This is a genomic window from Klebsiella scottii (genome assembly GCF_036561945.1).
In the GTDB taxonomy this organism is placed as follows: Bacteria; Pseudomonadota; Gammaproteobacteria; order Enterobacterales; family Enterobacteriaceae; genus Klebsiella; species Klebsiella scottii.
In genome coordinates this window covers 343,668-369,176 of record NZ_JARXNI010000019.1, presented here as the reverse complement: position 1 = coordinate 369,176, position 25,509 = coordinate 343,668, and the positions used below count along the sequence as shown (strand labels likewise).

Annotated in this window: 21 protein-coding genes and 1 other RNA gene; 5 read left to right on the top strand and 17 right to left on the bottom strand. The window is 58.1% G+C overall.

The features are described 5' to 3' along the window. Window positions 1-46: 46 nt before the first annotated feature. The 7 genes from gcvP to QFI97_RS05505 all read right to left on the bottom strand — a co-directional run bounded on the left by gcvP (window position 47) and on the right by QFI97_RS05505 (window position 9,314). The gene (gcvP, locus tag QFI97_RS05535) at window positions 47-2,920 is read right to left on the bottom strand and encodes an aminomethyl-transferring glycine dehydrogenase (protein ID WP_331834836.1); all 2,874 of its coding nucleotides are present in this window, start codon (window positions 2,918-2,920) and stop codon (window positions 47-49) included. A 161-nt stretch (window positions 2,921-3,081) separates the two neighbouring features. Beyond that, on the bottom strand, window positions 3,082-3,471 hold the full coding sequence (gene gcvH, locus QFI97_RS05530) for a glycine cleavage system protein GcvH (protein ID WP_095099238.1): 390 nt from the start codon (window positions 3,469-3,471) through the stop codon (window positions 3,082-3,084). Window positions 3,472-3,494: 23 nt separating this feature from the next. After that, window positions 3,495-4,589 carry a glycine cleavage system aminomethyltransferase GcvT gene (gene gcvT, locus QFI97_RS05525; RefSeq protein WP_346430688.1) on the bottom strand — a complete coding sequence of 365 codons (1,095 nt, stop codon included), beginning with the start codon at window positions 4,587-4,589 and terminating at the stop codon, window positions 3,495-3,497. Between the two features lie 424 nt (window positions 4,590-5,013). After that, window positions 5,014-6,216: an FAD-dependent 2-octaprenylphenol hydroxylase gene (gene ubiI, locus QFI97_RS05520; protein ID WP_346430687.1), complete on the bottom strand. Its 1,203-nt coding sequence runs from the start codon at window positions 6,214-6,216 to the stop codon at window positions 5,014-5,016. Between the two features lie 10 nt (window positions 6,217-6,226). Further along, a complete protein-coding gene (ubiH, locus tag QFI97_RS05515) occupies window positions 6,227-7,399 on the bottom strand; it encodes a 2-octaprenyl-6-methoxyphenyl hydroxylase (RefSeq protein WP_346430686.1) in 1,173 nt (390 codons plus the stop codon). Next, window positions 7,396-8,712: a Xaa-Pro aminopeptidase gene (gene pepP / locus QFI97_RS05510; protein ID WP_346430685.1), complete on the bottom strand. Its 1,317-nt coding sequence runs from the start codon at window positions 8,710-8,712 to the stop codon at window positions 7,396-7,398. Before pepP ends, ubiH begins: the two co-directional genes overlap by 4 nt. 23 nt (window positions 8,713-8,735) lie before the next feature. Continuing rightward, entirely contained in the window at window positions 8,736-9,314 is a 579-nt protein-coding gene (locus QFI97_RS05505; protein ID WP_346430684.1) for a YecA/YgfB family protein, read from the bottom strand. Between the two features lie 166 nt (window positions 9,315-9,480). Here QFI97_RS05505 and zapA point away from each other — a divergent pair, with 166 nt between their 5' ends. The 3 genes from zapA (at window position 9,481) to QFI97_RS05490 (ending at window position 10,757) form a co-directional block, all read left to right on the top strand. Then, the gene (zapA, locus tag QFI97_RS05500) at window positions 9,481-9,810 is read left to right on the top strand and encodes a cell division protein ZapA (RefSeq protein WP_041147162.1); all 330 of its coding nucleotides are present in this window, start codon (window positions 9,481-9,483) and stop codon (window positions 9,808-9,810) included. Window positions 9,811-9,851: 41 nt separating this feature from the next. Next, window positions 9,852-10,035, top strand: a non-coding RNA gene (gene ssrS, locus QFI97_RS05495) — 6S RNA. A 125-nt stretch (window positions 10,036-10,160) separates the two neighbouring features. Then, window positions 10,161-10,757: a 5-formyltetrahydrofolate cyclo-ligase gene (locus QFI97_RS05490; protein WP_346430683.1), complete on the top strand. Its 597-nt coding sequence runs from the start codon at window positions 10,161-10,163 to the stop codon at window positions 10,755-10,757. A 79-nt stretch (window positions 10,758-10,836) separates the two neighbouring features. Here QFI97_RS05490 and serA read toward each other — a convergent pair whose 3' ends face one another. After that, a complete protein-coding gene (serA, locus tag QFI97_RS05485) occupies window positions 10,837-12,069 on the bottom strand; it encodes a phosphoglycerate dehydrogenase (protein WP_045857132.1) in 1,233 nt (410 codons plus the stop codon). A gap of 271 nt (window positions 12,070-12,340) precedes the next feature. Next, the gene (gene rpiA, locus QFI97_RS05480; protein ID WP_045857130.1) at window positions 12,341-13,000 is read right to left on the bottom strand and encodes a ribose-5-phosphate isomerase RpiA; all 660 of its coding nucleotides are present in this window, start codon (window positions 12,998-13,000) and stop codon (window positions 12,341-12,343) included. Window positions 13,001-13,167: 167 nt separating this feature from the next. Between rpiA and argP the strand changes: the two genes are divergently transcribed. Continuing rightward, window positions 13,168-14,061 carry a DNA-binding transcriptional regulator ArgP gene (gene argP / locus QFI97_RS05475; RefSeq protein ID WP_041147167.1) on the top strand — a complete coding sequence of 298 codons (894 nt, stop codon included), beginning with the start codon at window positions 13,168-13,170 and terminating at the stop codon, window positions 14,059-14,061. 53 nt (window positions 14,062-14,114) lie between these two features. Here the strand turns inward: argP and QFI97_RS05470 are convergent, their stop codons facing one another. The 7 genes from QFI97_RS05470 to tkt all read right to left on the bottom strand — a co-directional run bounded on the left by QFI97_RS05470 (window position 14,115) and on the right by tkt (window position 22,790). After that, entirely contained in the window at window positions 14,115-14,909 is a 795-nt protein-coding gene (locus QFI97_RS05470; protein WP_346430682.1) for an oxidative stress defense protein, read from the bottom strand. Window positions 14,910-14,992: 83 nt separating this feature from the next. After that, window positions 14,993-15,634, bottom strand: coding sequence for an arginine exporter ArgO (gene argO / locus QFI97_RS05465; RefSeq protein WP_331834842.1), 642 nt, complete (start codon window positions 15,632-15,634; stop codon window positions 14,993-14,995). A gap of 155 nt (window positions 15,635-15,789) precedes the next feature. Then, window positions 15,790-16,647 carry a small-conductance mechanosensitive channel MscS gene (gene mscS / locus QFI97_RS05460; protein WP_095099267.1) on the bottom strand — a complete coding sequence of 286 codons (858 nt, stop codon included), beginning with the start codon at window positions 16,645-16,647 and terminating at the stop codon, window positions 15,790-15,792. 188 nt (window positions 16,648-16,835) lie between these two features. Next, window positions 16,836-17,915 (bottom strand): class II fructose-bisphosphate aldolase, encoded by a 1,080-nt coding sequence (gene fbaA, locus QFI97_RS05455; RefSeq protein WP_045857123.1) that lies wholly within the window; start codon window positions 17,913-17,915, stop codon window positions 16,836-16,838. 202 nt (window positions 17,916-18,117) lie between these two features. After that, window positions 18,118-19,281, bottom strand: a complete 1,164-nt coding sequence (gene pgk, locus QFI97_RS05450; RefSeq protein ID WP_095099270.1) for a phosphoglycerate kinase — start codon at window positions 19,279-19,281, stop codon at window positions 18,118-18,120. A gap of 171 nt (window positions 19,282-19,452) precedes the next feature. Then, window positions 19,453-20,472, bottom strand: coding sequence for an erythrose-4-phosphate dehydrogenase (epd, locus tag QFI97_RS05445; RefSeq protein WP_041147173.1), 1,020 nt, complete (start codon window positions 20,470-20,472; stop codon window positions 19,453-19,455). Window positions 20,473-20,798: 326 nt separating this feature from the next. After that, on the bottom strand, window positions 20,799-22,790 hold the full coding sequence (gene tkt, locus QFI97_RS05440; protein WP_095099273.1) for a transketolase: 1,992 nt from the start codon (window positions 22,788-22,790) through the stop codon (window positions 20,799-20,801). A 277-nt stretch (window positions 22,791-23,067) separates the two neighbouring features. Between tkt and loiP the strand changes: the two genes are divergently transcribed. Next, window positions 23,068-23,826: a metalloprotease LoiP gene (loiP, locus tag QFI97_RS05435; RefSeq protein WP_095100098.1), complete on the top strand. Its 759-nt coding sequence runs from the start codon at window positions 23,068-23,070 to the stop codon at window positions 23,824-23,826. Between the two features lie 42 nt (window positions 23,827-23,868). On the opposite strand, the gene QFI97_RS05430 is transcribed toward loiP, so the two are convergent. Then, window positions 23,869-25,509, bottom strand: coding sequence for a thiamine pyrophosphate-binding protein (locus tag QFI97_RS05430; protein WP_346430681.1), 1,641 nt, complete (start codon window positions 25,507-25,509; stop codon window positions 23,869-23,871).

Here is a 25,509-nt window from a genome sequence, read left to right as displayed (position 1 = left end):
AAATAAAGGCGCCGCAGCGCCTTTAAAAGATAGTCTAATCAGCTAATTACTGATATTCGCTCAGCGGAACGCAGGAGCAGAACAGGTTACGATCGCCGTAAACATCGTCCAGACGCTTCACCGTCGGCCAGTATTTGTTCGCCAGGCCTGCCGGGAACACCGCCAGCTCGCGGGTGTACGGATGACCCCATTCGGCAACCAGCTCGCCCTGGGTGTGCGGGGCGTTAACCAGCGGGTTATCCGCCAGCGGCCACTCGCCCGCTTTCACGCGGTCGATCTCGCCGCGAATCGCCAGCATCGCCTCGATAAAACGGTCCAGCTCAACTTTGCTTTCCGATTCGGTCGGCTCAACCATCAGCGTACCGGCCACCGGGAAGGACATCGTCGGCGCATGGAAACCAAAGTCGATCAGACGCTTGGCAATATCCAGCTCGCTGATGCCGGTCTCTTCCTTCAGCGGACGAATATCCAGAATACATTCGTGCGCCACGCGGCCGTCGCGGCCGGTATAGAGCACCGGGAAAGCCTCTTTCAGGCGCGTCGCAATGTAGTTAGCGTTGAGGATCGCCACCTGGCTGGCCTGCTTCAGCCCTTCCGCGCCCATCATGCGGATATACATCCAGCTGATAGGTAAAATAGAAGCGCTGCCGAACGGTGCCGCGGAAACCGCGCCCTGACGGGTCAGCATGCCTTCAATTTGCACCACGCTGTGGCCCGGCACGAACGGCGCCAGATGCGCCTTCACGCCGATTGGGCCCATGCCCGGGCCGCCGCCGCCGTGCGGGATGCAGAAGGTTTTATGCAGGTTGAGGTGCGACACGTCCGCGCCGATAAAGCCCGGAGAGGTGATCCCCACCTGAGCGTTCATGTTCGCGCCGTCGAGGTAAACCTGGCCGCCGAAGCGGTGCACAATCTCGCACACTTCGCGGATGGTCTCTTCATACACGCCATGCGTTGACGGGTAGGTCACCATGATGCAGGAGAGATTTTCCCCCGCCTGCTCCGCCTTGAGGCGCAGATCCGCGAGATCGATGTTGCCGTTTTTATCACAGGCTACCACCACTACCTGCATCCCTGCCATCTGCGCGGATGCCGGGTTGGTGCCGTGCGCCGAGCTTGGGATCAGGCAGATATCGCGATGGCCTTCATTGCGGCTTTCGTGGTAGTGGCGAATCGCCAGCAGGCCCGCATATTCCCCCTGCGCGCCGGAGTTCGGCTGCATGCAGACGGCGTCATAGCCGGTCAGCTTCACCAGCCAGTCGGAGAGCTGGGCGATCATCTGATGGTAGCCTTCCGCCTGTTCCGCCGGGCAGAACGGGTGCAGCTCGGCAAACTCAGGCCAGGTGATCGGGATCATTTCCGCCGCGGCGTTAAGCTTCATGGTGCAGGATCCCAGTGGGATCATCGCCTGATTCAGCGCCAGATCTTTACGCTCCAGCGAGTGCATGTAGCGCATCATCTCGGTTTCGCTGTGGTAGCGATTAAATACCGGGTGGGTCAGGATCGCATCGTCGCGCAGCATGCTGGCAGGGATCGAACGGCTGTCGAGCGCCACGTCTTTGTCCAGCGCATCGATATCCAGCCCGTGCGCGTCGCCAAGGATCGCGCGGAACAGGTTCAGCACATCCTGGCGGGTGGTCGCTTCATCAAGGGTGATGCCGACCGCGTTGTGAATGTCGCTGCGCAGGTTAATTTCCAGCGCCTCGGCGCGCGCCAGCACCGCCGCTTTGTCGGCAACGTCGACGCACAGGGTGTCAAAGTAGTGCGCGTGGCGCAGCTTGAGCCCTTTCTTCTGCAGGCCATCGGCCAGAATATCCGTCAGGCGATGGATGCGGCTGGCGATACGCTTCAGGCCAGCGGGTCCGTGGAAGACCGCATACAGGCTGGCGATGTTGGCCAGCAGCACCTGGGAAGTACAAATATTGGAGTTCGCTTTCTCGCGGCGGATATGCTGCTCGCGGGTCTGCATCGCCATGCGCAGCGCGGTGTTGCCGGCGGCATCTTTCGATACGCCGATAATACGGCCAGGCATGGAGCGTTTGAATTCATCTTTTGCTGCAAAGAAGGCCGCGTGCGGGCCGCCGTAGCCCATCGGCACGCCGAAACGCTGGGCGGAGCCGAAGACGATATCGGCCCCCTGCTTGCCCGGCGCGGTCAGCAGCACCAGCGCCATAAAGTCGGCGGCGACGCTCACCACGACCTTGCGCGCTTTAAGCTCGGCAATCAGGCCTGAGTAATCGTGCACTTCGCCGGTAGTACCGACCTGCTGCAGCAGCACGCCGAAAACGTCCTGATGATCGAGCGCTTTTTCCGCGTCATCGACGATAACATCAAAGCCGAAGGTTTCCGCGCGAGTGCGCACTACGTCCAGCGTTTGCGGATGCACGTCGGCAGCCACGAAGAAGCGGTTCGCGTTCTTCAGCTTGCTGACGCGCTTCGCCATCGCCATCGCTTCTGCGCCGGCGGTTGCTTCATCCAGCAGCGAGGCGGAGGCGATATCCAGCCCGGTCAGATCGAGCGTGACCTGCTGGAAGTTCAGCAGCGATTCCAGGCGGCCCTGCGACACTTCCGGCTGATAAGGGGTATACGCGGTATACCAACCCGGGTTTTCCAGCATATTGCGCTGAATAACCGGCGGCAGCTGCACGGCGGTGTAGCCCATGCCGATGTAAGACTTAAAGCGCTTGTTACGCCCGGCGATCGCCTTCAGTTCCGCGAGAGCGGCGAATTCCGTCGTCGCATCGCCGACCTGAGGCGGCGTTGCCAGCTGAATATCCTGCGGCACAATCTGGCCAATCAGGGCGTTAAGCGAATCGGCGCCAACGGTTTTCAGCATCTCCTGCTGTTGCTGAGCATCCGGACCGATGTGACGTTCAATAAAGGCGCCGCGGTTTTCAAGCTGACCTAAAGTCTGAGTCATGAGCGATGGTTCCTGAAACGTGCAGTGAATCGTAATTGTCTGACTGGTTTGCCCGGTGGAGCACTAATGCTCGCCGGGCTTTAATACGCAAAATCATTCACGCGGCGGGCAGCGACACCCCTGGTGCTGACAAAAGCCTGCGGCGTGAAGGATGGAGGTACTTACTCGTCTTCTAACAGCGCGGCGTAGGCCGTCGCGTCCAGCAGCGCCGCGACCTGAGCTTCATCGCTGGCTTTGATTTTGAAAATCCAGCCAGCGGCGTACGGTTCGCTGTTAATCAGCTCCGGGGAGTCGTTCAGCTCTTCGTTCACCGCAAGGATCTCGCCGCTAATCGGGGCATAAATATCCGAGGCCGCTTTTACCGATTCCGCAACGGCGCAGTCATCGCCGGCGTCAACGGCCGTCCCGACTTCCGGCAGATCGACGAAAACCATATCGCCAAGCAGCTCCTGCGCGTGCTCGGTGATGCCAACGGTGTAGGTGCCGTCGGCTTCTTTGCGCAGCCATTCGTGTTCTTTACTGTATTTCAGTTCTGCTGGTACGTTGCTCATCAATTCATCTCCAAAAGGGGGAATCACGCAACGGCTTTGCCGTTACGAACAAAAACGGGTTTAGTCACTTTTACCGGCATTTCGCGGTTGCGGATCTGTACGACGGCCGTTTCACCGATGCCTGCCGGTACGCGTGCCAGTGCAATACTGTAGCCCAGCGTAGGGGAGAACGTCCCGCTGGTGATAATACCCTCTTGCTGATTACCGTCAGCGTCGGTAAAGCGCACCGGCAGACCGCCGCGCAGCACGCCCTTCTCGGTCATCACCAGGCCAACCAGCTGCTCGGTGCCTTTTTCACGCTGCAGCTCCAGCGCCTCACGACCAATAAAGTTGCGATCGGCAGGTTCCCAGGCAATGGTCCAGCCCATATTTGCCGCCAGCGGGGAGACGCCTTCGTCCATCTCCTGGCCGTACAAATTCATCCCGGCTTCCAGACGCAGCGTATCGCGAGCGCCGAGGCCGCAAGGCTTCACGCCCGCGTCCAGCAGGCTGCGCCAGAAATCTGCGGCCTGCTCTTTCGGCAGCGCAATCTCATAGCCCGCCTCGCCGGTATAGCCGGTGGTGGCGATAAATAACTCCCCCGCCTGCACGCCAAAGAACGGCTTCATGCCTGCGACGGCCTGGCGCTGCTGCTCGTTAAACAGGGTGGCGGCTTTCTCTTTCGCCTGCGGCCCCTGAACGGCGATCAGCGCCAGATCGTCGCGCACGGTTATCTCCAGGCCATAAGGTTCAGCCTGCTCGCCGATCCAGGCGAGGTCTTTTTCGCGGGTCGCGGAGTTAACCACAAGGCGGAAATAGTCTTCCGTCAGGAAATAGACAATCAGGTCATCGATAACGCCCGCCGAAGCGGTCAGCATTCCGCTGTATAGCGCTTTGCCCGGGACGGTGAGCTTCGCCACATCGTTAGCCAGCAGATAGCGCAGGAACTCGCGAACCCGGCTACCGTGGAAGTCGACGATGGTCATGTGCGAGACGTCGAACATGCCGGCATCGCGGCGCACCGCGTGGTGCTCATCAATCTGGGAACCATAGTGCAGCGGCATCATCCAGCCGTGGAAGTCCACCATGCGAGCGCCGCACAGCGTGTGTTGTTCATACAACGGAGTCTGTTGAGCCATCTTTTCCTCGTCGAATAAAACGGAACCAGCTACTTTTTTTGGCGGCGATTTCGCCCCGCGAAATCCGGCATCGACGCCCTTCGCTGGCGCCGACGCAAACGTTACCTTTGGCCTGAACTTACCACCGAAACCGGCGTTAAACCATAAGGTAAATCAGGACATCACATTAGCTTATGACCAAATCTCGCCGAAAACTCTACAGAATTATTGACTGGCAAAAAGCGATTTATGCCACATAAAATTAACATAACAAAAGAACTAAGCAGGTGATGATGATATTTTATGCGAATAAACGGGCCTGATTTCTTTCACAAAAAAAGAGAGACATTAATAAAACTAATGCGAAAAAACGGGTGAGATTAGATTATTTCAAATGAGAGGGGGAAACCCGGCGCGAGGGCCGGGAGAGAGAAGTGTGACGCGCTTAACGTAACCAGGCCGGAAGGTCGTTTAGCCCCATCGCCTGGCGGATCAGCTGCGGCTTCACGCCCGGCAGCGTATCGGCCAGCTTGAGACCGATATCGCGCAGCAGCTTCTTCGCCGGATGGCTGCCGGCAAACATTTCGCGAAAGCCCTGCATCCCCGCCAGCATCAGCGCGGCGCTGTGCTTGCGGCTGCGCTCATAGCGACGTAGATACAGATGCTGGCCAATATCCTTGCCCTGGGCATGCAGGCGCCGGATCTCATCGATAAGCTCTGCGGCATCCATAAAGCCCAGGTTCACCCCTTGCCCGGCCAGCGGGTGGATGGTGTGAGCGGCATCGCCAACCAGCGCCAGCCGATGGGCGGCAAACTGGCGCGCATAGCGGCCGGTGAGCGGGAACACTTCGCGCTCGCTCTCAAGCTGGCACAGGCCAAGGCGGTTATCGAAGGCAATACTCAGCGCCTGATTAAACGCCGCCTCATCCGCCTGCTGCATCTGCTCCGCTTCCTGCGGCGATAGCGACCAGACGATAGAGCACAGGTGCGGATCGCTGAGCGGCAGGAAGGCGAGGATACCGTCGCCGTGGAAGGCCTGGCGCGCAATAGCCTGATGCGGATCTGCGGTGCGGATAGTGGCCACCAGCGCGTGATGGCGATAGTCCCAGAAGGTCAGCGGAATATCGGCTTTGTTGCGCAACCAGGAGTTGGCGCCGTCGGCGCCGACCACCAGCCGGGCGGTCAGCATGCTGCCGTCCTGCAGGCTGAGAAACGCTTCGTTCTCACCCCATGCGACCTGCTGCAGCTGCGCCGGGGCCAGCAGCGTGACGTCAGAACAGCGCTGCGCCTTTTGCCACAGCGCGTGGTGAACGACCGCATTTTCAATAATGTGCCCGAGATGGCTGAAGCCCAGGCTCTGGTCATCAAAGCTGATGCGGCCAAAGCTGTCTTTATCCCACACTTCCATACCGTGATAGCAGCTGGCGCGCCGGGCGATAATTGTTGGCCAGACGTCAAGCTTGCTCAGGAGCTTCTCGCTGGCGGCGTTAATCGCTGAGACCCGCAGCGCTGGCCGCGCATCGGCGCTCAACGGCTGTGGTTCAGCCTGCTCAAGTACGGCTACGCGCAGCCCGCTGCCCTGCAATCCGCAGGCCACCGCCAGCCCCACCATGCCACCGCCCACAATGGCCACATCAACACTTTGCACGTTCAACTCCTTAACGGGGGACCCAACCGAGGGTACGCTGCGCCAGCGCATCGCGCGCCGGAGTAAATAATTCCATCGCCATCAGGCCGACGTTGCGCCCCGCTACCAGCGGCGCCCAGCGGTTGGCAAACAGATGAACCAGGCCATCGGTCACGCCGATAGTGGCGGACTTATCATCCGCTCGCCGCGCCTGATACTGGTCAAGCAAAGCATAATCGCCGGGATCGCGGCCGCTGGCCTGGGCCACAGTTTCAGCCAGGCTCATCACATCCCGCAGGCCAAGGTTAAACCCCTGCCCGGCAATGGGATGCAGCGTCTGCGCCGCGTTGCCGACCAGCGCCAGGCGATGGGAAACCACGCGGGTGGCAGTGGTTAGCGCCAGCGGATAAACGCTGCGCGCCCCGGCGTGGGTAATACGCCCCAGCCGCCAGCCAAACGCCTGCTGCAGCTCGTGGCAAAAACGTTCATCAGACCAGCTCAGGACGTCGTCATACCGTGACTGAGGATGGCACCACACCAGCGAGCAGCGGCCCTGCGACATCGGCAGCATCGCCAGGGGACCGTGCTCGGTAAACCGCTCAAAGGCGCGCCCCTCGTGGGGCAAAGCGGTGCTAACGTTGGCAATAATCGCCAGCTGTTGATAGGGCTGCTGCTGCCAGCTGATACCGCAGCGGGCGCCGATCGTCGAGCGCGATCCGTCCGCCGCCACCAGCAGCCTGCCGTCGATCGTTTCGCCGCTGTCCAGCGTGATGCTGACGCCCTCCTCCCATCGGCTGACGTTTTCTACTTTTGCCGGACAGTGCAAAGTAATACCCGGCGCATCGCGCAGTTGCGCAAACAGGCGCTGGCCGATGTCGTGCAGCTCGACGACCTGGCCCAACGCCGCCAGGCCATAGTCCTGCGCGTCCAGAGTGACGAACCCCGCGTGGCCGCGGTCGCTGACGTGCACGCGCTGAATCGGCGTCGCGCAGTCGGCGATCTCCTGCCAGATACCGACGCGCGCCAGCTGCTGGCAGGTGCCTGCCGCCAGCGCAATCGCCCTGGCGTCAAATCCAGGATGCTGCGAGGAGTCCGGCGCCGCCGCTTCCACCAGATGAACCGGCAGCGCGCCGTCGGTCAACCGGGAGATAGCCAGGGCCAGGGTCGCGCCGGTCATTCCGCCGCCAACGATCAGCACGCTCATGATCGCTGTGCCGCGGCCATCAGCGCTTCAATGTCGTCCGCGCTTTTCACCACTCCGGCGGTCAGATTTTCATTGCCGTCAGCGGTTATCACAATATCGTCTTCGATGCGGATACCGATACCGCGATACTGCGGCGGCACGTCGGCGTCCGTCGCAATATACAGCCCCGGCTCAACGGTCAGCACCATGCCCGGTTCGAGAACCCGCGAGCGGTCGACATCGTAGTTTCCGACATCATGCACGTCCAGCCCCAGCCAGTGGCTCAGGCCGTGCATAAAGAACGGGCGGTGCGCATTGTTAGCCAGCAGCTCTTCAACATCTCCTTTAAGGATGCCGAGGCGTACCAGGCCGACGACCATTATCCGCACGACTTTCTGATTTACCTCCTGAATAGAGGTTCCCGGGCGATAGAGCGTCAGCGCGGTTTCCAGCGATTCGAGGACAATGTCATAAATCTCGCGCTGGGCCGGACTAAATTTGCCGTTCACCGGGAAGGTGCGCGTGATATCGCCCGCATAGCCGCGGTATTCGCAGCCGGCATCGATCAGCACCAGATCGCCATCGCGCAGCTCGCACTCGTTTTCGGTGTAATGCAGAATGCAGCCGTTATCGCCGCCGCCAACGATGGTGTTATAGGAAGGGAAGCGGGCGCCGTGGCGGTTGAATTCATGAAGGATTTCGCCTTCCAGCTGATATTCGTACATCCCCGGCTGACATTTTTCCATCGCCCGGGTGTGGGCCAGCGCGGAAATTTCTCCGGCGCGGCGCAGCACCTCAAGCTCTTCTGGCGATTTGAACAGGCGCATCTCATGCACTATCGGCCGCCAGTCGATGACGGAATTTGGCGCCAGCAGGTTCTGGCGCGAGCCTTTACGCAGCTTTTCCAGCGCCGTGAAGACGATTTTATCGGCGTAGGCATATTCGCCCTGCGCAAAATAGATGGCGTCAAGGCCGTTCAGCAGCTGAAACAGCTGCTGGTTAATTTCGCTGAACGCCAGGGCGCGATCGACGCCGAGCTTCGAGGGCGCGGCGTCCTGCCCAAGGCGACGGCCGAACCAGATTTCCGCCGTCAGATCGCGGACGCGGTTAAACAGCACGCTGTGGTTATGGGTCTCGTCGCTTTTAATCAACACCAGCAAGGCTTCAGGCTCATTGAAGCCTGTGAAGTACCAAAAATCGCTGTTCTGCCGGTAGGGATATTCTGAATCTGCGCTGCGTACCGCTTCCGGCGCGGCGAAAATGAGCGCCGCGCTGCCTGGCTGCATCTGCGCTAACAGAGCCTGGCGACGAGAAAGAAATTCCTGCTGTGTCATGACGCCCCCTCAACAAATTGTAATTAGTGTAGTGTCGGCTTGCGTACTTCTGGTGCGGTTGGCTGCTGGCGCGAGAAGGTTTCATGGCACAGCAGCGCGGCAACGCGTACGTACTCGATAATCTCTTCTAACGACATCTCCAGCTCTTCCTGGTCTTCGTCTTCGTCGTAGCCCAGCTGCGCAATGTTGCGCAGATCGTCGATAGCTTCGCCGGTTTCATCTTTGACTTTATCGAGCTTCGGCTGAGTCACCCCAAGGCCTAGCAGGAAGTGGTTAACCCAACCGGCCAGCGCATCGGCGCGTTCAAATACGGTCACGCTATCCCCTTCCGGCAGATAGAGCTGGAACAGAAAGCCATCGTCTTCCAGCGAGTCGCTGGTTGCGGAATGCATGTTGCGCAGAGACTGCGCCAGCTCGTGGCCAAACGCGAGACCTTCGTTAGTCAGGTCATGCACCAGCGGCTGCCAGCTGCTGTCTTTATTGCCGCCGCACAGGATACCGCTGATCAAACCGTGCATTTCGGCCGGGGTTAAGCCCACGCCCTGTTGGTTCAGTAACTGGTCTACGGCGTTGTAACCAGGCATTTCGTTCTGTATAGACATGCGCATTCGTCATCGTTGGGAGGAATATTCATGATATGCTACCACTTTGGACCCTGGTGAACCAGAATAGGGCTTGTACCTTCGCATCAGGGTAGCTATAGTGTCGCCCCTTCGTAGCCCGGGGTATGGGCGTGAAGGCCGCGCAGTCAATCAGCAGGAAGGTGGCATGTCTGCACAACCCGTCGATCTCCAAATTTTTGGCCGTTCACTCCGCGTGAATTGCCCGCCTGAACAAAGGGATGCCTTGAGTCAGGCAGCTGACGACCTGAATCAGCGGTTGCAAGATTTAAAAGAACGCACTAGAGTCACAAATACTGAGCAGCTGGTCTTCATCGCCGCGTTGAACATCAGCTATGAGTTAACTCAGGAAAAAGCGAAAACCCGCGACTACGCCTCCAGTATGGAACAGCGTATTCGGATGCTTCAGCAGACCATCGAACAAGCGTTGCTTGAGCAAGGTCGCATAAGCGAAAGAACCGGGCCGAAGTTTGAATAACACTTTGCAATTAACTGTGTTAGAGTAATCGCAAGAACAAAATTTCTCTGAGATGTTTGCAAGCGGGCCAGTCCCCTGAGCCGATATTTCATACCACAAGAATGTGGCGCTCCACGGTTGGTGAGCATGCTCGGTTCGTCCGAGAAGCCTTAAAACTGTGACGACGCATTCACCTTGAACCAAGGGTTCAAGGGTTACAGCCTGCGGCGGCATCTCGGAGATTCCCTTCTTTTAGCGCTTCATTTCGCACGACTTCGCTTTCAGCATTTCACCTTCTGTGTATTACACTACGCCTACATGCATAACCGGCTCACGTCGTGACGTGATAATGCCAAATCAGGCGATCTATCATGACCCAAATTTCTGATACCCGCTCAACCCGACAGCAGATTCGCCAACACATCCGCCAGCTTCGACGCGCGCTGACGCCTGAACAGCAGGCACGCTTCGCCGGGCTTGGCGCGAACCGCATGATGGCCTATCCGCCGGTGACCCTCGCGCGAACCGTCGCGCTGTTTCTTTCATTTGACGGCGAGCTGGATACCCAACCGCTGATTGAACAGCTGTGGCGGGCGGGAAAACGCGTCTATCTCCCCGTGCTCCACCCTTTCAGCCCGGGAAACCTGCTGTTTTTGCACTACCATCCGCAAAGCGAGCTGGTGATAAACCGCCTGAAAATTCACGAGCCACAGCTTGACGTGCGCGACGTTCTGCCGCTGTCCCAGCTTGATGTGCTGATTACGCCGCTGGTCGCCTTTGACGCGCTCGGTCAGCGCCTGGGAATGGGTGGGGGATTTTACGACAGGACGCTGCAAAACTGGCGGCAGTATCATCTGCAGCCCGTCGGCTACGCCCACGACTGCCAGCAGGTCGACGCGCTGCCGACGGAGCAGTGGGATATCCCGCTGCCCGCGGTGGTTACGCCGTCGAAAACCTGGAGCTGGTAAAGCGCCGGGTTAACCGACGCGGATGACGCTTTAAGCTGATTCAGGCAGGCCGCTAGCCGGCCCGCCAGTCGCAAAAAGATTAGAACAACAGACGCGCGCGGATGGTGCCCGGAATCGCCTTCATTGCCAGCAGCGCCTGCTGCGCCACATCCTCTTCGGCTTCAATATCGATAACCACATAGCCCATCTGCGGGGTGGTTTGTAGATACTGCGCCGCGATGTTGATGCTCTGAGCGGCAAAGATCTGGTTGATTGCGGTCAGTACGCCCGGACGGTTTTCGTGGATATGCAGCAGACGGCGGCCGCCGTGCAGCGGCAGCGACACTTCCGGGAAGTTAACCGCAGAAAGGGTTGAGCCGTTGTCGGAATACTTCGCCAGCTTGCCCGCCACTTCCAGACCGATGTTCTCCTGCGCTTCCTGGGTAGAGCCGCCGATATGCGGCGTCAGGATCACGTTGTCGAACTCGCACAGCGGCGAGGTGAACGGATCGCTGTTGGTCGCCGGTTCGGTAGGGAAGACGTCAATTGCCGCGCCTGCCAGATGCTTGCTCGCCAGCGCATCGCACAGGGCCGGGATATCGACCACGGTGCCGCGAGAGGCGTTGATCAGCAGCGCGCCAGGCTTCATCAGCGCCAGCTCTTCCGCGCCCATCATATTTTTGGTGGAGGCATTTTCCGGCACGTGCAGGCTCACCACGTCGCTCATGTTCAGCAGGTCGGAGAGATGCTGCACCTGGGTGGCGTTACCGAGCGTGAGTTTACTTTCAATATCATAGAAATAGACGTGCATCCCCAGCGATTCGGCCAGAATGCCCAGCTGCGTACCGATATGGCCGTAGCCGATAATACCCAGCTTTTTGCCACGCGCTTCAAAGCTGCCGACCGCCAGTTTGTTCCACACGCCGCGGTGCGCTTTGGCGTTAGCTTCAGGGACGCCGCGCAGCATCAGCAGCAGCTCGCCAATGACCAGTTCGGCAACGGAGCGGGTGTTAGAAAACGGGGCGTTAAAAACGGGGATACCGCGTTTGGCCGCAGCGTCCAAATCAACCTGATTGGTTCCGATACAGAAGCAGCCGACGGCGACCAGTTTTTCTGCGGCAGCGAAAATCTCTTCCGTCAAATGAGTACGGGAGCGCAGGCCAATGAAATGGGCATCACGGATCGATGCTTTCAGCGCTTCGCTATCCAGCGCGCCTTTGTGAAATTCAATGTTGGTATAGCCTGCAGCGCGGAGGTTATCCACCGCTTTTTGATGCACACCTTCAACCAGCAGAAACTTAATCTTGTCTTTTTCCAGTGATACCTTAGCCATTTCCCCGTCCTGTTTTTGTCTTATCTGATGTCGTGCGGAACGACACTTCATCCCAGCAACATATCAAAAAAAACTATCGCGGCAATATGAACGTTTGCGTCGACGTCCTGAAGAAATATCACTCAGAGGGAAATAGCAGGACAAAAAACCAGAAAGGGAAAGAAAGGTAGATTGTTACTCAGGCTAGTTGCATAAATGTGACAGAAGTCACCAAATTCAGCCTGGAGAAAAAATATTTGCGAGGGAGCGATTCGCGCTCCCTCCGAGCGGATTATTTTACGATGGTTTTGACGCCATCGGCGGTGCCGATCAGCGCGACATCGGCGCCACGGTTGGCAAACAGCCCCACGGTCACTACGCCAGGGATACCGTTAATGGCATTTTCCAGCGCGATCGCGTCGAGGATTTCGAGGCCGAAAACGTCGAGGATAACGTTACCGTTATCGGTGATCACGCCCTGGCGGTACTCCGGACGGCCGCCGAGCTTCACCAGTTCACGCGCCACGGCGCTACGAGCCATAGGAATAACTTCTACCGGCAGCGGGAATTTGCCGAGGATATCGACCTGCTTGGAGGCGTCGGCGATACAGATAAACTTGTCCGCAACCGAGGCGATAATCTTCTCGCGGGTCAACGCCGCGCCGCCGCCTTTAATCATCTGCATATGGCCGTTGATCTCATCGGCGCCGTCAACGTAAATTCCCAGACGGTCGACGCTATTGAGATCGAAAACCGGAATACCAAGGCTTTTCAGTTTTTCGGTGGAGGCATCGGAGCTGGAAACGGCACCCTCGATCTGCCCTTTCATTGTGCCCAGCGCATCAATAAAATGCGCGGCCGTGGAGCCGGTGCCGACACCGACGATGGTGCCCGGCTGTACATACTGCAATGCCGCCCAGCCTACTGCTTTTTTCAGTTCATCTTGCGTCATGATTATGGTCCGAGATGTGAATACCTGAGGCGCATTATAGAACATCGGGGGTGTTATTGTCCCTGCGACGGGGATCACACAACTGAGCAGACTATTTTCGTCTTCATCAAAAAGAAATTTATGTCATAGTGCGAGTTAATGAAAAGTTATGGGGGTACGCCAGAGCAATGAAACGACCGGACTACAGAACACTACAAGCGCTGGACGCGGTGATAAGAGAACGCGGGTTTGAGCGCGCCGCGCAGAAGCTATGCATTACACAGTCCGCCGTCTCTCAGCGTATTAAACAGCTGGAAAACATGTTCGGCCAGCCGCTGCTGGTGCGTACCGTACCGCCGCGTCCTACCGAGCAGGGGCAGAAGCTGCTGGCCCTGCTGCGCCAGGTTGAGCTGCTGGAAGAGGAGTGGCTGGGAGATGAGCAAACCGGATCCACGCCGCTGCTGCTGTCGCTGGCGGTGAACGCCGACAGTCTGGCGACCTGGCTGCTGCCGGCGCTCTCCAGCGTGCTTTCCGACTCCCCTATTCGCCTGAACCTGCAGGTGGAAGACGAAACCCGCACCCAGGAGCGCCTGCGCCGCGGCGAGGTTGTCGGGGCGGTCAGTATTCAGCCGCAGGCGCTGCCAAGCTGCCTGGTCGATCAGCTCGGGGCGCTGGACTACCTGTTTGTCGCCTCGAAAGAGTTTGCGCAACGCTATTTTCCCAATGGCGTAACCCGCTCGGCATTGCTCAAAGCGCCGGTGGTGGCCTTCGATCATCTCGACGACATGCACCAGGCGTTTTTGCAGCAGAACTTCGATCTGCCGCCGGGCAGCGTGCCTTGTCATATCGTTAACTCATCGGAGGCCTTTGTGCAGCTCGCCCGTCAGGGCACCACCTGCTGTATGATCCCGCATCTGCAGATTGAGAAAGAGCTGAACAGCGGCGAGCTTATCGATTTAACGCCGGGCCTGTTCCAGCGCCGGATGCTCTACTGGCATCGTTTCGCGCCGGAAAGCCGGATGATGCGCCGGGTCACCGATGCGCTGATTGCCTACGGTCACAAGGTGCTGCGCCAGGACTAAACGCCGGGCATAAAAAAAGCCACTTCAGCTGAAGTGGCTTTTTTGCATCTGGCTTACTGCGCCGCGGCGGCCGGTTTCTCCGGCGCCGCCGGCTGGGCTGGCTGGGCTGGCTGGGCTGGCTGGGCTGGCTGGGCTGGCTGGGCTGGCTGCAGCTCAAAGACCACATCCACCTGATCGTCAAACTGAATCGTCGCCTGCTCGTAGGTTTCCTGGGCGGAAACCGGCGCGGCATCGGCGGCTTTCATCATGCGAACCATCGGGCTCGGCTGATAGTTCGAGACATGGTAGCGAACGCTATAAACCGGGCCCAGCTTGCTATGGAAGCCGGCAGCCAGCTCCTGAGCCTGGTGCACGGCGTCGTCGATCGCCGCCTTACGCGCCTTATCTTTATAGGCATCCGGTTGCGCAACGCCCAGCGATACGGAGCGAACTTCGTTCAGACCGGCCTTCAACGCGCCGTCCAGCAGACCGTTAAGCTTGTCCAGCTGGCGCAACGTCACTTCGACAGTGCGCACGGCACGGTAGCCTTTCAGGATGCTTTTGCCATTCTGGTAATCATAGTCAGGCTGGGTGCGTAAGTTCGCGGAGTTGATATCCTTCTTGGCGATGCCGTTCTTTTCCAGGAAAGAGAGGTATTGCGCAACGCGGTCATCGGCCTGCTTTTTCGCCGATGCGGCATCTTTCGCGGCCACGTTGACCTCAATTGCCAGGGTCGCAATATCGGGCGCCGCAGCAACGCTGGCGGTCCCCGAAGTCACAATGTGGGGGCCATTTGGCAATTCATTTGCCTGAGCTGCCATTGAGCTGAATCCGATCGCTGCCGCCAGGGCCATGAGCTTTAACTTCACTGTCGTTTCTCCATCTACATTGGTCGCCCATATACGGACGCATGCCAGCAAGCTTAACGCGTATAAGCGAAAAGTCCATCGGACTAAGCCTGGTTGAGCAGCGCCTGTACGTGTAAAAAGCCATCTTTCGCCAGCTGGACGGCGATCAGCCACATCACCAGGCCAACCAGCACGTTAATGATCCGCTGCGCCCGGGCGGTGCGCAAACGCGGCGCCAGCCAGGCCGCCAGCAGAGCCAGGCCGAAGAACCACAGGAACGAGGCGCTGATGGTGCCGAGCGCAAACCAGCGCTTCGGCTCAACCGCCAGCTGCCCGCCCAGGCTGCCGAGCACCACGAAAGTATCGAGATAGACGTGCGGATTCAGCCAGGTTACCGCCAGCATGGTGACAATAATTTTCCAGCGCCCCTGCTTCATCACCTCCGCACTCGCCAGTTCCAGATTGTTACTAAAAGCCGTTTTCAGCGCGCCGAAACCATACCATAACAGGAAGGCCACGCCGCCCCAGGTTACCAGCGCCAGCAGCCACGGCGATTGCATCAGCAGCGCGCTGCCGCCAAAGATACCGGCGCAGATCAGCAGCAGATCGCTAATGGCGCACAGCAGCGCAATCATCAGATGATACTGGCGGCGAATCCCCTGATTCATTACAAACGCATTCTGCGGGCCAAGCGGCAAAATCATAGCCGCTCCCAGGGCAAGCCCCTGAAAGTAATACGATAACATAGTGGTTTTTCCGATGAGGTCGTTAATGCAGGTGAATATAGCGCGAACAAATCATTAGAGGAAATTGATAATATTAATCATTAATAAGCCAGGCTAATAATACAGATACAATAAAGGCCAGCAGGTGCTGGCCTTAGGTTATTGCTGGCGCTGAGCTACTCCGCCTGCTCCTGCGGACGGATAACGTGCACGTCCATCTGCGGGTACGGGAAGCTGATACCGTTGGCATCAAAGTCGCGCTTGATACGCTCCAGAACATCCCAGTAAACGCTTTGCAGATCGCTGCTCTGGCTCCAGACGCGGATCACGTAGTTAACCGACGACGCGCCCAGCTCATTCAGGCGTACGGTCCTTTCACGATCTTTCAGGATACGATCGTCTGATTCGATAATATTGGTCAGCAGCTGTTTCACTTTATCAATATCGGCATCGTAGGCAACGCCAATAATAAATTCGTTGCGGCGAACCGGCTCACGCGAAAAGTTAATGATATTACCGGCGATAATTTTACCGTTCGGGATCACCACAATTTTGCCATCGGCAGTACGCATGGTCGTGGAGAAAATCTGCACGTTCAGCACGGTACCGGCCACGCCGCCGAGATCGACGTATTCACCCGCGCGGAACGGGCGGAACATCACCAGCAGCACGCCAGCGGCGAGGTTAGACAGCGAGCCCTGCAGCGCCAGACCAACGGCTAAACCGGCGGCACCGAGTACGGCAATCACCGACGCCGTCTGCACGCCTACGCGGCCTAAGGCGGCAATCAGGGTAAAGGCGATAACGGCGTAGCGCACCAGCGCGGAAAGAAAATCGGCAACGGTGGCATCAATCTTACGCGCCAGCATCAGACGATTAACCGTGTTCGACACCATGCGCGCCACGATCATCCCGACGATAATAATCGCGATCGCCGCGACGATGTTGACGGCATAGCTCAGGAGCAGCTCCTGATTACGCACCAGCCATGAGCTGGCGTTGTGTATGCTATCGGCAACGTTCAAATCTTCCATTTAACATTCCTTATAAATACCCGGGCGGGAAATAAAAAACCAGGCCTGCAAAACGGCAGGTAGGTTAAGGGTAAACAATAAGCACGTATTTTGCCAAGCCGATCACAGTTTCTCCCTGGAATATCCTTTTGAGTAGAAACGAAAAAGCCCGCAATTAAGCGGGCTTCAGGGTAAGAAACGGAATTTTCTTACAGAACGTCGATCGCGTTCAGCTCTTTAAATGCCTGCTCCAGACGAGTCACCATGGACGTCTGAGCAGCGCGCAGCCATACGCGCGGATCGTAGTATTTCTTGTTCGGCTGGTCTTCGCCTTTCGGGTTGCCCAGCTGGCCCTGCAGGTAAGCTTCGTTAGTTTTGTAGTATTGCAGGATACCGTCCCAGGTTGCCCATTGGGTATCGGTATCGATGTTCATTTTGATCACGCCGTAGCTTACGGAGTCTTTGATTTCCTGAGCAGAAGAACCGGAACCGCCGTGGAAGACGAAGTTCAGGCTGTTGTGCGGCAGGTTATGTTTCTTAGAAACATATTCCTGAGAGTCGCGCAGGATAGTCGGGGTCAGAACCACGTTGCCCGGTTTGTACACGCCGTGTACGTTACCGAAGGAAGCAGCGATGGTGAAACGCGGGCTGATCTTGCTCAGTTCAGTGTACGCGTAATCAACGTCTTCCGGCTGGGTGTACAGGGCGGAAGCGTCCATGTGGCTGTTGTCCACGCCGTCTTCTTCGCCGCCGGTGCAGCCCAGTTCGATTTCCAGGGTCATGTCCAGTTTGGCCATGCGCGCCAGGTATTTAGAGCAGATTTCGATGTTTTCGTGCAGGGACTCTTCGGACAGGTCAATCATGTGGGAAGAGAACAGCGGTTTGCCGTGAGCGGCGAAGTGTTTTTCACCCGCGTCCAGCAGACCGTCGATCCACGGCAGCAGTTTCTTCGCGCAGTGGTCGGTATGCAGAATAACCGGCACGCCGTAGTGTTCAGCCATCTGGTGAACGTGATGCGCGCCAGAGATAGCGCCCAGGATTGCCGCACCCTGAGGAACGTCGGTTTTAACCGCTTTGCCCGCGATGAACGCAGCGCCGCCGTTAGAGAACTGAACGATAACCGGAGATTTAGCTTTTGCAGCTGCTTCCAGAACGGCGTTGATGGAGTCAGTACCCACACAGTTAACCGCTGGCAGTGCGAAGTTATTCTCTTTAGCTACCTGGAACACTTTCTGAACGTCATCACCAGTGATCACGCCAGGTTTTACGAAATCAAAAATTTTAGACATGTTACGTAGTCCTGTATCTTCGGCCGTTTCTGCTCGTCACAATTCGTGCTGCCAGTGCGTTGGCTCTTCTCGCTTACCGCCGCCGCTAACTTGCGTAAGCCGCCGGGGTTCGCCGTGTCGCTGCCTTCCGGCAACGCGAATTATTTAGAGCGACAATTGAATAGAATTTGAAAAACAGGCGGTGTTACCCGCCTGTACAAACTTACTTCTTAGCGCGCTCTTCGAGCATTGCTACTGCTGGCAGTACTTTGCCTTCCACGAATTCGAGGAACGCGCCGCCGCCAGTAGAGATGTAGGAAATTTTGTCCGAGATGCCAAACAGGTCAATTGCAGCCAGGGTATCGCCGCCGCCTGCAATGGAGAAAGCTTCGCTGTCGGCGATGGCGTTAGCCACGATTTCAGTCCCTTTACGGAAGTTCGGGAACTCGAACACGCCGACCGGGCCGTTCCACAGAATGGTTTTGGCGTTTTTCAGGATATCAGCCAGCTTCTGCGCGGAAACGTCGCCGAGGTCCAGAATCTGCTCTTCATCTTTGATGTCGTTAACAGATTTCAGGGTTGCGGTCGCAGTTTCGGAGAATTCAGTCGCTACGCGAACGTCGGTCGGAACCGGGATGTCGCAGGTAGTCAGCAGGCGCTTAGCTTCGTCAACCAGGTCAGCTTCGTACAGGGATTTGCCGACGTTGTGGCCCTGAGCGGCGACGAAGGTGTTGGCGATACCGCCACCGACAATCAGCTGGTCAGCGATTTTAGACAGGGAGTCCAGAACGGTCAGCTTAGTGGAAACTTTAGAACCACCGACGATGGCAACCATCGGGCGAGCCGGCTCTTTCAGCGCTTTACCCAGCGCGTCCAGCTCTTCAGCCAGCAGAGGGCCGGCGCAGGCTACGTCGGCAAATTTACCGATACCGTGGGTAGAAGCCTGGGCACGGTGGGCGGTGCCGAATGCATCCATAACGAACACGTCGCACAGCGCCGCGTATTTTTTAGACAGCTCTTCGTCGTCTTTCTTTTCGCCTTTGTTGAAGCGAACGTTTTCCAGAACAACCAGTTCACCGGCGGCAACTTCAACGCCGTCCAGGTAATCTTTAACCAGACGTACCGGGCTGGACAGTTTGTCTTTCAGGTAATTAACAACCGGCAGCAGAGAGAATTCTTCGTTGTACTCGCCTTCGGTCGGACGACCCAGGTGAGAAGTGACCATCACTTTAGCGCCCTGCTTCAGAGCCAGCTCAATGGTCGGCAGAGAAGCACGAATACGCGCGTCGCTGGTTACTTTACCGTCTTTAACTGGTACGTTCAGATCGGCACGGATAAAAACGCGTTTACCAGCCAGATCCAGATCGGTCATCTTAATTACAGACATGGTGAATCCTCTCAATTTGATTCATAAAGTTTTGCAGACGCCATGCGCTTCATCCTGCAAGCTGCCTCTTTGCTGGCTGCCCCACTCACCCCAGTCACCTACTTTGTAAACGCCTGGGATTCATTCAGCTGCCGCCTCGACGCAACCTGAAGATTCCGTACACGGTAAGTCTTACCTGAAACCTTGAGCGGCCATCGCTAACGTCGTGTCGAGCATCCGGTTAGCAAAGCCCCATTCGTTATCGCACCAGACCAACGTTTTGATCAAATGCGCTCCACTCACCCGCGTCTGGGTGCCATCAACGATGGCGCTGTGCGGATCGTGGTTAAAATCTGTCGAGACTAACGGTAATTCCGTATAGTCAACTATACCATGAAATGTTCCCTGCGCTGCTTTTTGCAGCAACTGGTTGACTTCACTAGCCTTTACCGGTTTTTTCACCGTTACGCTCAGGTCGATCGCCGTCACATTTATCGTCGGTACACGAACCGCAATCGCTTCAAAACGGTCGTTAAACTGAGGGAAAATACGCGCGATCCCCGCCGCAAGTTTAGTATCAACCGGAATAATTGACTGACTGGCCGCACGCGTACGGCGTAAATCCGGATGATAGGCGTCTATAACCTGCTGATCGTGCATGGCGGAGTGGATCGTCGTTACCGTCCCTGACTCAATGCCGTAGGCATCATCTAGCAGTTTAATGACCGGAATAATGCAGTTGGTGGTGCAGGAGGCGTTGGAGACGATGCGGTGCTCTGCACGTAGCTCATCATGGTTAACGCCGAACACGACGGTGGCATCGAGATCGTTACCCCCGGGATGCGAAAAGATGACTTTCTTCGCCCCAGCCTGAAGATGGGCTTCGCCATGCTCACGGCTGCCGTAAACCCCGGTACAATCAAGTACGATATCAACCGCCAGCTCTTGCCAGGGTAGCGCCTCTATTGAAGCTTCGTGCAGCAGGCGAATGACGTCATCGCCAACGTAAAGCTGCTCTCGCTCCTGGCGAACGTCCCAGGCAAAGCGCCCATGGCTGGTGTCATATTTCAACAAGTGCGCGATGCCCGCAGCATCCGCCAGCTCGTTGATTGCCACCACGGTAATTTCCGCACGACGCCCGGATTCATATAAAGCGCGAACCACGTTGCGTCCTATGCGACCGAAGCCATTAATCGCAATGCGTATGGTCATAGGTCTCCTGCAAGGTTATCCCTGATGTGAGGTGGCTGACAGAGTAATCCAGCAACGCCCGGAGGGAAACCTTACCCGTCGCAAACTGCGACTGATTGATTAATTGTCGAACATTTAGACGACTGAAACGCTTCAGCTAGAATAAGCCAAACGAGGAATAAAAGGAATGCTTGTCCAGCACAAGAAGCCTGTAATCTGACCTACATCACATTTTTACTGGAATAATATGCAGCTTCATGACGAGCATCGGGAATAACAGCAACAAAAAAGCCGGGCGTTAGCCCGGCTCATTCTTATACTCGCGTCGCGGCGCGCGTTGCTCAGAACTACAGCAGCGCTTTCGCCTTAGCGACAACGTTCTCAACGGTGAAGCCGAACTCTTCGAACAGCAGCTCGGCCGGCGCAGACTCGCCGAAGCTCGTCATGCCGACGATAGCGCCGTTCAGGCCCACGTATTTGAACCAGTAGTCGGCGATACCCGCTTCCACCGCCACGCGAGCCGAAACCGCTTTCGGCAGCACCGATTCACGGTACGCCGCATCCTGCTTGTCGAACGCGTCGGTGGACGGCATGGATACCACCCGCGCCTTCACCCCTTCCGCAGACAGCTGGTCCCACGCGGCAACCGCCAGCTCCACTTCTGAACCGGTGGCGATGAAGATCAGCTCCGGCTGGCCGGCACAATCTTTCAGCACGTAGCCGCCGCGGGCGACGTTCGCCAGCTGCTCTGCCGTACGCTCCTGCTGCGCCAGGTTCTGACGCGACAGGATCAGCGCCGTCGGGCCGTCGTGACGCTCCACGCCGTATTTCCACGCAATCGCCGATTCCACCTGGTCGCACGGACGCCATGTGCTCATGTTCGGCGTCACGCGCAGCGAAGCCACCTGCTCGACCGGCTGGTGCGTCGGGCCGTCTTCCCCCAGTCCGATGGAGTCGTGGGTGTAGACCATCACCTGACGCTGTTTCATCAGCGCCGCCATACGCACCGCGTTACGCGCGTACTCCACGAACATCAGGAACGTGGAGGTGTACGGCAGGAAACCGCCGTGCAGGGAGATACCGTTGGCAATCGCGGTCATCCCGAACTCACGCACGCCGTAGTGGATATAGTTACCCGCGGTGTCTTCGTTGATGGCTTTCGAACCGGACCAGATAGTCAGGTTCGACGGCGCCAGGTCAGCTGAGCCGCCGAGGAATTCAGGCAGCAGCGGGCCGAAGGCTTCAATCGCATTCTGCGACGCTTTACGGCTGGCAATTTTCGCCGGGTTAGCCTGCAGCTTCGCGATGAACTCGTTCGCTTTCGCGCCGAAGTCGGCCGGCATCTCGCCTTTCATACGACGGGTGAATTCAGCCGCTTCCTGCGGGAAGGCGCTGGCGTAGGCCGCGAACTTCTCGTTCCAGGACGCTTCTTTTGCCTGACCGGCTTCTTTTGCATCCCACTGCGCGTAGATGTCAGACGGGATTTCAAACGCCGGGTGATGCCAGCCCAGCGCCTCGCGGGTCAGCGCGATTTCCGCGTCGCCCAGCGGCGCGCCGTGGGAGTCGTGGGTACCGGCTTTGTTCGGCGAACCGAAGCCGATGATGGTTTTGCACATCAGCAGGGACGGTTTGTCGGTCACCGCGCGCGCTTCTTCCACCGCGCGTTTGATGGCGTCGGCGTCATGGCCGTCCACGCCGCGCACCACGTGCCAGCCGTAGGCTTCGAAACGTTTAGCGGTATCGTCGGTGAACCAGCCTTCAACGTGACCGTCGATGGAGATGCCGTTGTCGTCATAGAACGCCACCAGCTTGCCCAGCTTCAGGGTACCGGCCAGGGAGCACACTTCGTGAGAAATGCCTTCCATCATGCAGCCGTCGCCCATGAAGGCGTAGGTGAAGTGGTCAACGATATCGTGGCCCGGACGGTTGAACTGCGCCGCCAGGGTTTTTTCAGCAATCGCCATCCCGACCGCGTTGGCAATCCCCTGGCCCAGCGGGCCGGTGGTGGTTTCAACGCCGGCGGTGTAGCCGACTTCCGGGTGGCCCGGGGTTCTGGAGTGCAGCTGACGGAAGTTTTTCAGTTCTTCAATCGGCAGGTCATAACCGGTGAGATGCAGCAGGCTGTAAATCAGCATCGAGCCGTGGCCGTTGGACAGCACGAAGCGGTCGCGGTCAGCCCAGGTCGGGTTGTTCGGGTTATGATTCAGGAAATCACGCCACAGGACTTCGGCAATGTCAGCCATACCCATCGGGGCACCCGGGTGGCCGGATTTGGCTTTCTGTACCGCGTCCATGCTCAGCGCACGAATAGCGTTAGCAAGCTCTTTACGTGAGGACATTTTGACTCCAGTTCGGACTGTTGAAGGCCATACCCTTAACGACTTGACGAGAGCGCGTTTTGGGCTACGCCAGAAAAAAGTGTCAACAATGTAACCCAAGCGACAAAGCATGTACATGGAGCATCCTTTTGTGGTTTAAGAAATCTCCGGAACACGTTGTGCTGCCCCGGAATCCTCTCGCCCGTATCACGCAATACTCTTTATAATTTGTGCAGGATGCGACATGCTTATCGTCGCCTTTTTCAGACAAAAAATCGTAAGATTGTGGAAGATAAAAATGAAAATTCGCTCAACTATTCTTGCCCTTGGGATTGCAGCAACCCTTACCGGATGTCAGAACATGGACTCCAACGCCCTCCTCAGCTCCGGCGCCGAAGCTTTTCAGGCTTATTCTCTGAGCGACGCGCAGGTCAAAACCCTCAGCGACCAGGCCTGTAAAGAGATGGATAGCAAGGCTACCCTTTCGCCGGCCGGCAGCGAATACAGCAAGCGTCTGAATAAAATCGCCGCCGCGCTGGGCGACAATATCAACGGCCAGCCGGTCAACTACAAAGTGTATGAAACCAAAGACGTCAACGCGTTTGCGATGGCTAACGGCTGCATCCGCGTCTATAGCGGCCTGATGGACATCATGAACGATAACGAAGTGGAAGCGGTTATCGGCCACGAAATGGGCCACGTCGCGCTGGGTCATGTGAAGAAAGGCATGCAGGTGGCGCTCGGCACCAACGCCGTTCGCGCCGCCGCCGCGTCGGCGGGCGGTATCGTCGGCAGCCTGTCGCAGTCTCAGCTGGGCGCTCTGGGCGAAAAGCTGGTGAACTCGCAGTTCTCCCAGCGCCAGGAGTCCGAAGCGGACGACTACTCCTACGATCTGCTGCGTAAGCGCGGGATCAATCCGTCGGGACTGGCCACCAGCTTCGAGAAGCTGGCTAAACTGGAAGCCGGGCGTCAAAGCACCATGTTTGACGATCACCCGGCATCGCAGGAGCGCGCTCAGCACATCCGCGATCGCATGAAGGCGGACGGCATTAAATAATCCCGGCGCCCCTCTCTGCACGCGCCAGAGAGGGGGAACGACTTAATACAGCGTTTTCTGCGGCGGCCCGGCAAAGCGCAGGGCGCCAATCTCTCCCATTTTGATCTCCACCACCGACGGCCCCGGCATCGCCAGCGCTTCGGTCATCACCGACTGGAAATCCTCCGCCCGCTCAACGCTCCACGCCTGCAGGCCGATGGCCTGCGCCAGCAGCGTGAAATCCGGGGTATGCAGCTCGTTGTAATACTGGCGGCCGCCGAAATACTTATCCTGAATCCCGCGCATCACGCCGTAGCCGCCGTCGTTCATGATAATCAGCGTGACGTTAGCTTTTTCCTGCGCCAGCGTCGCCAGCTCCCCCAGGTTCAGGCTCAGCCCACCGTCGCCGACGAGGCCGACAACCTTACGCTGCGGGTTGGCAATCGCCGTGCCGATCGCCATCGGCAATCCCATCCCAATCGCCCCGGCCAGCGAGTGGATGTTCATTAACGGGCCGTGGGCGCGGAACAGACGGCTCCCCCACAGGCTGCCGGAAACGGTGATATCGCGCACCAGGATCCCGTCGTCAGGCAGCGCCTGCGCGATGGCGTCGTTCAGCTGCGCGTAGGCGCCGCACTGCTCGCGCAGCCCGCTATCCGCCAGCGCGACCGCCTCTTTGACCTGCGCATCCCACCGATCGTTCCCCCATTCACGCCCCTGCGCTTTTTCCGCCAGCGCCGCCAGCAAAGTGGCACAGTCGGCGATCAGCGTGTTATCCATCAGATAGTTACGGCTGGCCGCCGCCGGATCGATATCAATCTGCACCCTTGGCGACGGCAGCTCCAGGGTCCAGGAGCGGGTTTCGTTGCTGCGCAGGCGCGAGCCCGCCACCAGGGTAAAATCGCACTGCGCCATCAGCGCTTCAACGGACGGCGAATTGTGGAACGCGCGCAGGCTGGCGCGATGGCTATCCGGCAGCACGCCGCGGCCGTGGGTGCTGGAGATCACGGTCATTCCGGCATCGGCCAGTTTTTTCACCGCCGCCGCGCTGCCTATTGTTCCGCCGCCCAGCCACAGCAGCGGCCGTTTAGCCTGCCTGAGCTGCGCCCACAGCGCATCGACGGCGGCGCTATCGGCAGCCGCAGCCGGGGCCGCTTTCAGCGCGGCGGTCACCAGCGATGCCGGGATTTTAGCGCCCTGAATATCAATCGGGATTTCAACCGAGACCGGCCCGCACGGCGGCGTTTGCGCCTCCTGAATCGCCTTATGCAGGATAGCCAGCGCCTGGCTGGCGTTGCTGATGCGGTACGCGCGCTTCGAGCTGGCCTTCAGGAAGGTCAGCTGGTCGCGGGTTTCGTGAATAAAGCCGGTGTCGGCATCGAGCCAGGTTTTTTCCACCTGGCCGGTGAGGTGCAGCAGCGGCGTACAGGCGTTCATCGCTTCGACCAGCGCCCCTACCGCGTTGCCGGCCCCCGCGCCGGTGCTGGTCAACGCCACGCCCAGTCCGGAAAAGCGCCCGTGGGCGTCGGCCATAGTGACCGATCCGGCCTCACCGCGCGCCGGAACAAAGCGGATATTTCCGCGCTGGCCTACCGCATCGGCGATCGGCAGGTTGTGAATAGAGATGACGCCGTAAATAGCCTCAACGTTGTACTGCTCCAGCGTTCTGGCGATGGCTTCGCCGACGGTTATCATTTCGCTCAT